This is a genomic window from Micromonospora acroterricola, assembly GCF_003172955.1.
Lineage (GTDB): Bacteria > Actinomycetota > Actinomycetes > Mycobacteriales > Micromonosporaceae > Micromonospora > Micromonospora acroterricola.
In genome coordinates this window covers 45,980-54,232 of record NZ_QGKR01000193.1, presented here as the reverse complement: position 1 = coordinate 54,232, position 8,253 = coordinate 45,980, and the positions used below count along the sequence as shown (strand labels likewise).

Sequence of the window (8,253 nt, the reverse complement as noted above, 5' to 3'; positions counted from 1 at the left end):
GCCACCAGAGACCCTCCCCGTCACCGGCGGTGACGCGGCGGGTCTCTGGTGGCTGTTCGGCACCGGTGCGGCGTTGGTCGTCACCGGAACCGCGGCGCGGCTGATCCTGCGCCGATCCAGGGCAACGATGGACGCGTGACACACGCGCCCTGAGACTGGTCGCCACCGCGGGGGGTTCCCGGCTTGAGCCGGAACCCCCCGCGGTCGTTCCATGGCGGCGGCCACCGGCCGCGGCCCAGCCGACCGGTCAGGGCGCCCAGGGGGCGGCCATGTTCCAGGTGCTGTCCGCGGCCCACAACGTCGGCGTGTTGTACGCGTCGCCGCCCGTGCCGTTGCTGAGCCAGACCTCCGAGTTGTAGTGCCGCAGGTACCTGCCCCGGAAGTTATACGACTCCAGCGAGACGCCCGTGCCCGTCAATCCGACCCGGGCACACCACGTGGCGTCCGCGCGGGTGAGCGCGGTGCCGTCGTTCGGGGAGTTGCGTACCCGGGAGTTCTGATGGCGCAGGTACTGCCCGGGGACGTTGACCGACTCGAACGAGTAGCAGCCGGTGTCGGCCAGACCGGGCCGGATGGTGTACGTGGCGTCGGCCTTGAGCAGGCTGGAACTGGCGGCGTCGACCACCTCCGTGTAGGCGAGGCCGTCCTGGTGGCGCAGGTACCGGTTGGTGTAGCCGGGGGTGGTCACCTGCAACGACCGTCGGGTGTTGACCGGCAGGGCGACGGGCGCCGCGCTGCCGATGGTCTTCGAGGCGTTGATGAGGGCGGTGTTGGCGGCGCGGACCCTCGCCTGATCCATTTTGACGACCTGCCGGTCGTAGGTGAGGAAGCCGTTCAGCTCGCCCTCCAGGTCGGTGATCTCGGTGTAGACCGAGGCGCTGAGCCCCTTGCCGAGCATCAGGTTCTGGGTGCCCTGCACCAGCCCCACGTACCGGTCGGTGAGCGCGGTCGAGTTCGTCTGCCATTCGTAGGCGAAGAACTGACCGTTCGGGCTGTGCTCGTGGCCCGGGGTGTGCAGGCCCAGGCCGCCGAACTCGCCGAGCACGGCGATCCGGCTGCTCGACGGCGTGGGGGAGTCCGGTCCGAGGTAGACGTGCCAGTCGTCGATGTCGCCGTTGCCGGGGTTGCCGAGGGACTGGCAGCAGTTGTGGCCGCTGTGCGGGTTGACCAGACGGGTCGGGTCCTGGTTCTTGATGTTCTGCCCGACCCGGCGGGTGTCGGCCAGGGCTCGCTCGCCCCAGCCCTCGTTGTAGGGCGTGTACGCGACGACGGCGGGGGAGCTGCGGTGCTCGTCGACGATCTCGCGTGCCTCGGCCTCGAACTGCGCCTGCTGGGCGTCCGTGGGGTTGATGTCCTGCGCGGTCATCGACGGGATGTCCTGCCAGACCAGCAGGCCGAGCCGGTCCGCGTGGTAGAACCAGCGCTGCGGTTCGACCTTGATGTGCTTGCGCACCATGTTGAAGCCGAGATCCTTGTGCTTCTGCAGGTCGAAGGCGAGAGCGGCGTCGGTCGGCGCCGTGTACAGCCCGTCCGGCCAGTAGCCCTGGTCCAGGGTGCCGACCTGGAACACGAACTGGCCGTTGAGCTTGGGGCGCAGCACCCCGTTCACCATGCCGGTGGTGATCTCCCGCATGCCGAAGTAGTGGGTGGTCCGGTCCACGGTGGCGGCCCCGGCGTTGCGGAGGGTCACCCGCAGGTTGTAGAGGAACGGGTCGTCGGGTGACCATCGGCGGGCGTTGGGCACCGGCACGCTGAAGTCGGTGAAGCCGCCGGTAGCCGATCCGACGACGGTGCTTCCGTTCAGCGCCTCGGCGAGCACGCTGTGGCCGCTCACGTCCCCCCGGGTGAAGACCCGGACCCGCAGGGTGTTGTTGCTCAGGTTCGGGTAGACGTCCACGCTGCTGATGGAGGCCGTGGGCACCGGCTCCATCCACACCGTCTGCCAGATGCCCGAGCTGGGGGTGTAGAAGATCCCGCCGGGCTGCTTGGTCTGCTTGCCGATCGGGGGCAGGCTGCCGTTCTGCCGGGTGTCGGTGGGGTCCCAGACCTTGACGACGATCTCGTTGGCCCCGGCGGTGAGCTGGGGGGTCACGTCGAGGGTGAAGGCGTCGTAGCCGCCGGTGTGGGCACCGACCCGGACGCCGTTGACCCAGACGGTGCTCTGCCAGTCGACCGCGCCGAAGTGCAGCAGCGTCCGCCGGCCCGACCAGTTCGGCGGGACGGTGACGGTACGCCGGTAGAACAGGTAGTTGCGGTTGTCGTTGGCGGCCCGCTGGATGCCGGAGAGCGCGCTCTCCACCGGGAAGGGCACGTTGACCCGCTCGGGCAGGTCGGTGCCGAACTGCGGGGCGTCGTCGGTGGCGGACTGGCGTAGCTGCCACTCGCCGTTGAGGTTGAGCCAGTCCGGCCGGGTCATCTGCGGTCGCGGGTACTCGGGCAGTGGTGTGCCGACCAGCGCCTGGCTGGTCCAGGGGGTGGTCAGTGGCGGCGTCTTGGGCGGGGCGGCCTGCGCCGGTCGGGTGGGTGCGACGAACAGGCCGGCGACCAGGGTGAGGATGAGCAGCAGAGGCAGGGCGGGGCGGAAGGGGACCTGACGTGTCATGCCGTCTCCGGGGGACGAGTCGCCGCGGGCGGTGCAGCCGGGCCCGAAGCGCGCTGGCGGTGGGCATCGGGTGGTCACTCGACGAGGGACGGGCGTCATCGACGGATGTCGGTGGGATTTCCACGGGCCAAGGATGGTGCTTATATTGACATCCATCACCACCTCTATAACGTTATAGAGGTGTGGCGTGCGTTCCGTCAATCCTTGTTGGTCAATGTCTTTCCGGTTCGCCAGTCGGATTCGCGGAGGGTCGGTGGATGGGCGTCAGCCTGAAGGACATAGCCGAACGTGCCGGCGTGTCGCTGGCCACGGTCTCGAACGTCGTCAACGGGTACCGACCGGTGGGGGAGCGGACCCGGCAGCGCGTGCAGCAGGCGATCGACGAACTCGGATACAGCCCGAACCTCGGCGCCCGGCACCTCCGTCGGGGGCGTACCGGCCTGATCGCCCTGGCCATCCCGGAACTGAACAATCCCTACTTCGCCGAGCTGGCCGAGATCGCCATCCGGGAGGCCGTCGGGCTCGGCTACACGCTGGTGATGGAGAACACCGCCGCGGACCGGGAGGCCGAGCTGGCGCTCCTCGACGGCTCCCAGCGGCGCATCATCGACGGCCTGATCTTCAGTCCGGTGCGGATCGGCCGCGACGAGGTGCTCGCCCGCACCGCCGACAGTCCGCTCGTGCTGATCGGCGAGGGCGTGTACGACGTGCCGCACGATCACATCGCCATCGACAACGTGGCCGCCAGTCACGCGGCGATCCAGCACCTCGTGGCGACCGGCCGCCGCCGGATCGCGTTCATCGGCGCCACCCCCGGTGGTGACCGGCAGTCGGCGCACCTGCGCGTACGCGGCTACCGGGAGGCCCTGGCCGCGGCCGGCCTGCCGTACCGCCCGCGGCTGGTGGCCCGCACCGACGCGTTCGGTCGACTCGACGGCAGGCGGGCGATGCGTGACCTGCTCGCGCTCGGCGACCCCCCGGACGCGGTGTTCGGCTACAACGACCTGGTCGCCATCGGCGCGCTGCGGGCGTTGACCGAGGCCGGTCACCGGGTGCCGGACGACGTCGCGGTGATCGGGATCGACAACATCGAGGAGGGGCGGTTCAGCAGCCCGACCCTCACCACGATCGCCCCCGACAAGGAGGCGATCGGCCGCCTCGCGGTGCGCCGCCTCGTCGCCCGCATCGAGGGCGCGGAGGTCGCGGCGCCGCTGACCGTGCAGACGCCGTTCCGGCTCATCCGACGGGAGAGCACCGGCACAACGGGCGGGTGACGCGCGAGCGCGTTCGAAGAACCGGAGCGGCGCGTCGCGGAGCCTCCGCGACGCGCCGCTCGCGTTCCATAGCGCGGGTGGTACGACCCAGAGAGGATGTCGCAGCGAATCTATTGATCTCAATATGATTGCCGCAATCTTGAATCAGGTGCGCTCACGAGGCGTGCCATCCTGATGCGGAGGAATGCATGGTTCGCTGGCGTACCCTCACCGGCCTCCTGGCCACCGCGCTGGCCGTGGTGACCGCGGGCAGCCTCACTATCGCGGCGCCGGCGGCCGGGGCCGACAACCCGACGCCCACCGTTGTCGGTGGCACCCGCGCCGCCCAGGGCGAGTTCCCGTTCATGGTCCGGCTCTCGATGGGGTGCGGCGGGGCCCTGTACAGCTCGCGGCTGGTGCTCACCGCGGCGCACTGCGTGGGCGCCACCGGCACCAACACCAGCATCACCGCGACGCTCGGGACGGTCGACCTCCAGTCGTCCAGCCGGATCACCGTCCGGTCGAACTACGTCTACCGGGCGCCCGGCTACAACGGGAGCGGCCGGGACTGGGCGCTGATCCGGCTGGCCACCCCGGTCACCGGGCTGAGCACCCTCAAGATCGCCAACACGACGGCGTACGACAGCGGCACGTTCACCATCGCCGGCTGGGGCGCCGCGCGTGAGGGTGGCGGGCAGCAGCGGTACCTGCTCAAGGCGACCGTCCCGTTCGTCAGCGACTCCACCTGCAACTCCTACTACGGCGGCGAGATCATCCCCGCGCAGGAGATCTGCGCCGGCTACGCCGCCGGCGGCGTGGACACCTGCCAGGGTGACTCGGGCGGCCCGATGTTCCGCCGCGACGCCAGCAACGCCTGGGTCCAGGTCGGCATCGTCAGCTGGGGCAACGGCTGCGCCCGGCCCAACTACCCGGGTGTCTACACCCAGGTGAGCTACTTCGCCTCGTCCATCGCCTCGGCAGCCGCGAGCCTCGGCGGCTGACCGTACGACCGATCGGGCGGCCCGGCCGGGAACGGCCGGGCCGCCCGCGCGTCACTCGCGCGTGAGCCCTGGCGGCAGAGGGCGTCCTCGTCGGTGACCTCCACGCGGCCCCACCAGGCCATCGGTCGGCGCCGCGGCTAGGCGCTCCGCCCCGTCCGGTCGTGATCAGGTGGTATCGCACGTCGGGCATGAGACGCCGGGCGGCGCCGACGTTCCCGGTGGGCCGGCGGGGCGATGTCGGTCAGCTGCCTTCGGAGACGGCCATCTCGCCGAGGAGCGACCAGTCCTGCTGCGGCACGGTGGCGTTCACGATGCGCGGCGTCTCGGCCAGGTGTGGCGGCAGGTCCTCCTGGGCCTTGCGGAAGTGGGCGGACCCCACGTGCGCCGCGCCAGCCTCGTCGTCGCGGAATGCCTCGACCAGCACGTACTCGGTCGGGTCGTCCAGGCTGCGGGACCAGTCGAACCACAGGCAGCCCGCCTCGGCCCGGGTCGCCCGGGTGAACTCGGCGGCGATCTGCGGCCACCGGTCGGCGTCCTCGGGGAGTACGCGGAACTTGGCGGTAATGAAGATCATGCCCTCAGGCTACCCAGACGGCGCCCCGGCCCAATAGTAAAGATTGTGAACAGTACGTGTACAGTCACTCCCATCGATGTCTGGCCGGATCGTCGGCCAGTCGTTTCCCAGGAAGGAGTGATCCCATGTCGAGACTGCGCGCCCTGGTCGCGTTCGCGGCACTGGTCGCCGTCAGCGGGCTGGTGGCGGTCATCCCGTCGACCCCCGCGTCGGCCGCGGCCTGCTCGGCGTCGTGGCAATCCTCGGCCGTCTACACCGGAGGCGCTCAGGTCTCCCACAACGGCCGTAACTACCAGGCGAAGTGGTGGACCCAGAACGAGGCGCCGCCCGGCACCACCGGCGTGTGGCAGGACCTCGGCGCCTGTGGCGGCACCACGCCGCCCCCGACCAACCCGGGCAGCTTCGTGGTCAGCGAAGCCCAGTTCAACCAGATGTTCCCGGGCCGCAACTCCTTCTACACGTACTCCGGGCTCGTCGCCGCGCTCAACGCCTACCCGGCCTTCACCCGGACCGGCAGCGCCACCGTCCAGCGCCAGGAGGCCGCGGCGTTCCTGGCGAACGTGCACCACGAGACGGGCGGACTCGTCCACATCGTGGAGCAGAACACCGCGAACTACCCGCACTACTGCGACAGCGGCCAGCCGTACGGCTGCCCCGCCGGGCAGGCCGCCTACTACGGGCGTGGGCCCATCCAGCTGAGCTGGAACTTCAACTACAACGCCGCGGGGAACGCCCTCGGGCTGCCGCTGCTGACCAACCCCTGGCTGGTGCAGACGGACGCCGCGGTGGCCTGGAAGACCGCCATCTGGTACTGGATGACCCAGAACGGGCCGGGCACCATGACCCCGCACAACGCGATGGTCAACGGCGCCGGGTTCGGCCAGACCATCCGCAGCATCAACGGCTCGATCGAGTGCAACGGCGGGAACCCCGCCCAGGTGCAGAGCCGCGTCACCAGGTACCAGCAGTTCGTCGGCATCCTCGGCGTGTCCGCCGGGGCCAACCTCTACTGCTGACGTGACGCCGGGCCTCGACACCCGTCGTGACGCGGCGTCGAGGCCCGGCGGGCGGTCCTTAGCTGATCGTTAAAAAGCGGGTCATCTGGTATCAGTCGGCCGGTGGTACTGGGCAGACTGGGGCAATGCCCGCCACCGCCCCGCCCGCCGTCTCCGCTCACCGCCGCCGTGTCCGCGCGTTCGTCGCCGTGATCGCCACGTTCGCCATGGCCGTCGGGGTCGGCGCCTGGTCGCTGTTGGACCGGGTCGACGACGGCGGCGGTGCGGGGCGGCCGGGCGGCGCCGCCGCCCTGAACGCGGTGCCCGAGGCCGACCCGGCGGGCGGAGACCCCACCTGCGCCGGCCTGCCGGTCCGAGCGCCACGTGAGCTGCGTGGCATGTGGATCACGACCGTGAACAACATCGACTGGCCGAGCCGGCGTGGACTCCCGGCGGACGCCGCGCGGGCGGAGTTCCGGGGCTGGCTCGACCTTGCCGTACGGCGCAACCACAACGCGGTCTTCGTGCACGTGCGGCCGAGCGGCGACGCGCTCTGGCCGTCCAGCTACGCGCCCTGGTCGGAGTGGCTGACCGGACGCCGCGACGGACGCGATCCGGGCTGGGACCCGATGGCGTTCATGGTCGCCGAGGCGCACGCCCGGAACCTCGAGTTCCACGCCTGGTTCAACCCGTACCGCGGTGGGCAGCCGGCCACGGTGGGCGGGCCGGGCCCGAAGCTGGACCAGCTCGCGCCGACGCACCCGCTGCGGCGGCACCGCGACTGGGTGGTGACCTACCCCAGCGCCGACAAGCCCGGCAGCCGCCTCTACTTCAACCCCGGCATCCCCGAGGCACGCACCTTCGTCGAGGACTCGATGCTGGAGGCGGTCCAGCGGTACGACGTCGACGGGGTGCACTTCGACGACTTCTTCTACCCGTACCCCGAGGCCGGACAGGACTTCCCGGACGGCGCGGCGTTCGCCCGTCACGGCCGGGGATTCGCGGACCGGGACGCCTGGCGCCGCGACAACGTGAACACGCTCGTCCGGGAGATGAGCGAGCGGATCAAGGCCATCAAGCCGTGGGTGAAGTTCGGCATCAGCCCGTTCGGCATCTGGCGCAACGAGCGCACCGACCCGGCCGGCTCCGCGACGGCCGGGTTGCAGAGCTACGACGACATCTACGCCGACACCCGACTCTGGGTACGGAAGCAGTGGCTGGACTACGTGGTGCCGCAGCTCTACTGGCACATCGGGTTCGGCAAGGCCGACTACGCGAAGCTCCTGCCGTGGTGGGCGGCCACGGTGAAGGGCACCCGGGTGCAGCTCTACATCGGGCAGGCCGACTATCGGGTCGGCGAGTCGGGCGCCTGGCGCAACCCGGCCGAGCTGGACCGCCAACTGGCCCTCAACCGCCGGTACGGGGTGAGCGGGAGCGTGCACTTCAGCGCCCGGCAGGTACGCGCCGACAAGCTTGGCGCGGTGAGCCGGTACAGCAGGGCCCACTACGCCAGCCCCGCGCTGGTGCCCGCGATGGCGCAGCTACCCGCGGCGCCGCCGGCAGCGCCCGAGGTCACCGGCGTCCGGCGTACGGACGCTGGCGAGGTGGCGCTGACCTGGCGCGGGGAAGGGGCCACGAGCTTCGCCGTCTACCGCGTCGACGGCGACGCCGCCCGACTGGTCGGCACCGCCCGGGGAACGGGCTGGGTCGACCGCGCGGCACCGGCCAGCGCCCCGCTCACCTACTGCGTGTCCGCGCTGGACCGCAGCGGGAACGAGGGCCGTCCCAGCGCGGCGATGCCCGCGTCGTCGTAGCCGATGCCCGTCCG

6 protein-coding genes are annotated in these 8,253 nt (G+C 70.9%); 4 read left to right on the top strand and 2 right to left on the bottom strand.

Annotated elements, in window-relative coordinates:
• Positions 1–247 precede the first annotated feature (247 nt).
• Positions 248–2,602 carry an AbfB domain-containing protein gene (locus DKT68_RS14575; protein ID WP_201749039.1) on the bottom strand — a complete coding sequence of 785 codons (2,355 nt, stop codon included), beginning with the start codon at positions 2,600–2,602 and terminating at the stop codon, positions 248–250.
• A gap of 257 nt (positions 2,603–2,859) precedes the next feature.
• On the opposite strand from DKT68_RS14575, the gene DKT68_RS14570 reads away from it, so the two are divergent.
• Positions 2,860–3,876, top strand: coding sequence for a LacI family DNA-binding transcriptional regulator (locus DKT68_RS14570; RefSeq protein ID WP_109817943.1), 1,017 nt, complete (start codon positions 2,860–2,862; stop codon positions 3,874–3,876).
• Positions 3,877–4,064: 188 nt separating this feature from the next.
• Positions 4,065–4,856 (top strand): S1 family peptidase, encoded by a 792-nt coding sequence (locus tag DKT68_RS14565; RefSeq protein WP_109817942.1) that lies wholly within the window; start codon positions 4,065–4,067, stop codon positions 4,854–4,856.
• A 241-nt stretch (positions 4,857–5,097) separates the two neighbouring features.
• Here DKT68_RS14565 and DKT68_RS14560 read toward each other — a convergent pair whose 3' ends face one another.
• Positions 5,098–5,430, bottom strand: coding sequence for a putative quinol monooxygenase (locus tag DKT68_RS14560; RefSeq protein WP_109817941.1), 333 nt, complete (start codon positions 5,428–5,430; stop codon positions 5,098–5,100).
• 125 nt (positions 5,431–5,555) lie between these two features.
• On the opposite strand from DKT68_RS14560, the gene DKT68_RS14555 reads away from it, so the two are divergent.
• Together DKT68_RS14555 and DKT68_RS14550 are read left to right on the top strand one after the other, a co-directional pair.
• Entirely contained in the window at positions 5,556–6,446 is an 891-nt protein-coding gene (locus DKT68_RS14555) for a glycoside hydrolase family 19 protein (protein ID WP_109817940.1), read from the top strand.
• Between the two features lie 125 nt (positions 6,447–6,571).
• Positions 6,572–8,239, top strand: a complete 1,668-nt coding sequence (locus DKT68_RS14550) for a glycoside hydrolase family 10 protein (RefSeq protein ID WP_236646897.1) — start codon at positions 6,572–6,574, stop codon at positions 8,237–8,239.
• Positions 8,240–8,253: the final 14 nt, after the last annotated feature.

Bases quoted from the DNA above. Each gene is read 5' to 3' on its own strand.
- DKT68_RS14575 (WP_201749039.1), bottom strand. From the start codon at position 2,602: ATGACACGTCAGGTCCCCTTCCGCCCCGCCCTGCCTCTGCTGCTCATC.
- DKT68_RS14555 (WP_109817940.1), top strand. From the start codon at position 5,556: ATGTCGAGACTGCGCGCCCTGGTCGCGTTCGCGGCACTGGTCGCCGTC.
- DKT68_RS14560 (WP_109817941.1), bottom strand. From the start codon at position 5,430: ATGATCTTCATTACCGCCAAGTTCCGCGTACTCCCCGAGGACGCCGAC.
- DKT68_RS14570 (WP_109817943.1), top strand. From the start codon at position 2,860: ATGGGCGTCAGCCTGAAGGACATAGCCGAACGTGCCGGCGTGTCGCTG.
- DKT68_RS14550 (WP_236646897.1), top strand. From the start codon at position 6,572: ATGCCCGCCACCGCCCCGCCCGCCGTCTCCGCTCACCGCCGCCGTGTC.
- DKT68_RS14565 (WP_109817942.1), top strand. From the start codon at position 4,065: ATGGTTCGCTGGCGTACCCTCACCGGCCTCCTGGCCACCGCGCTGGCC.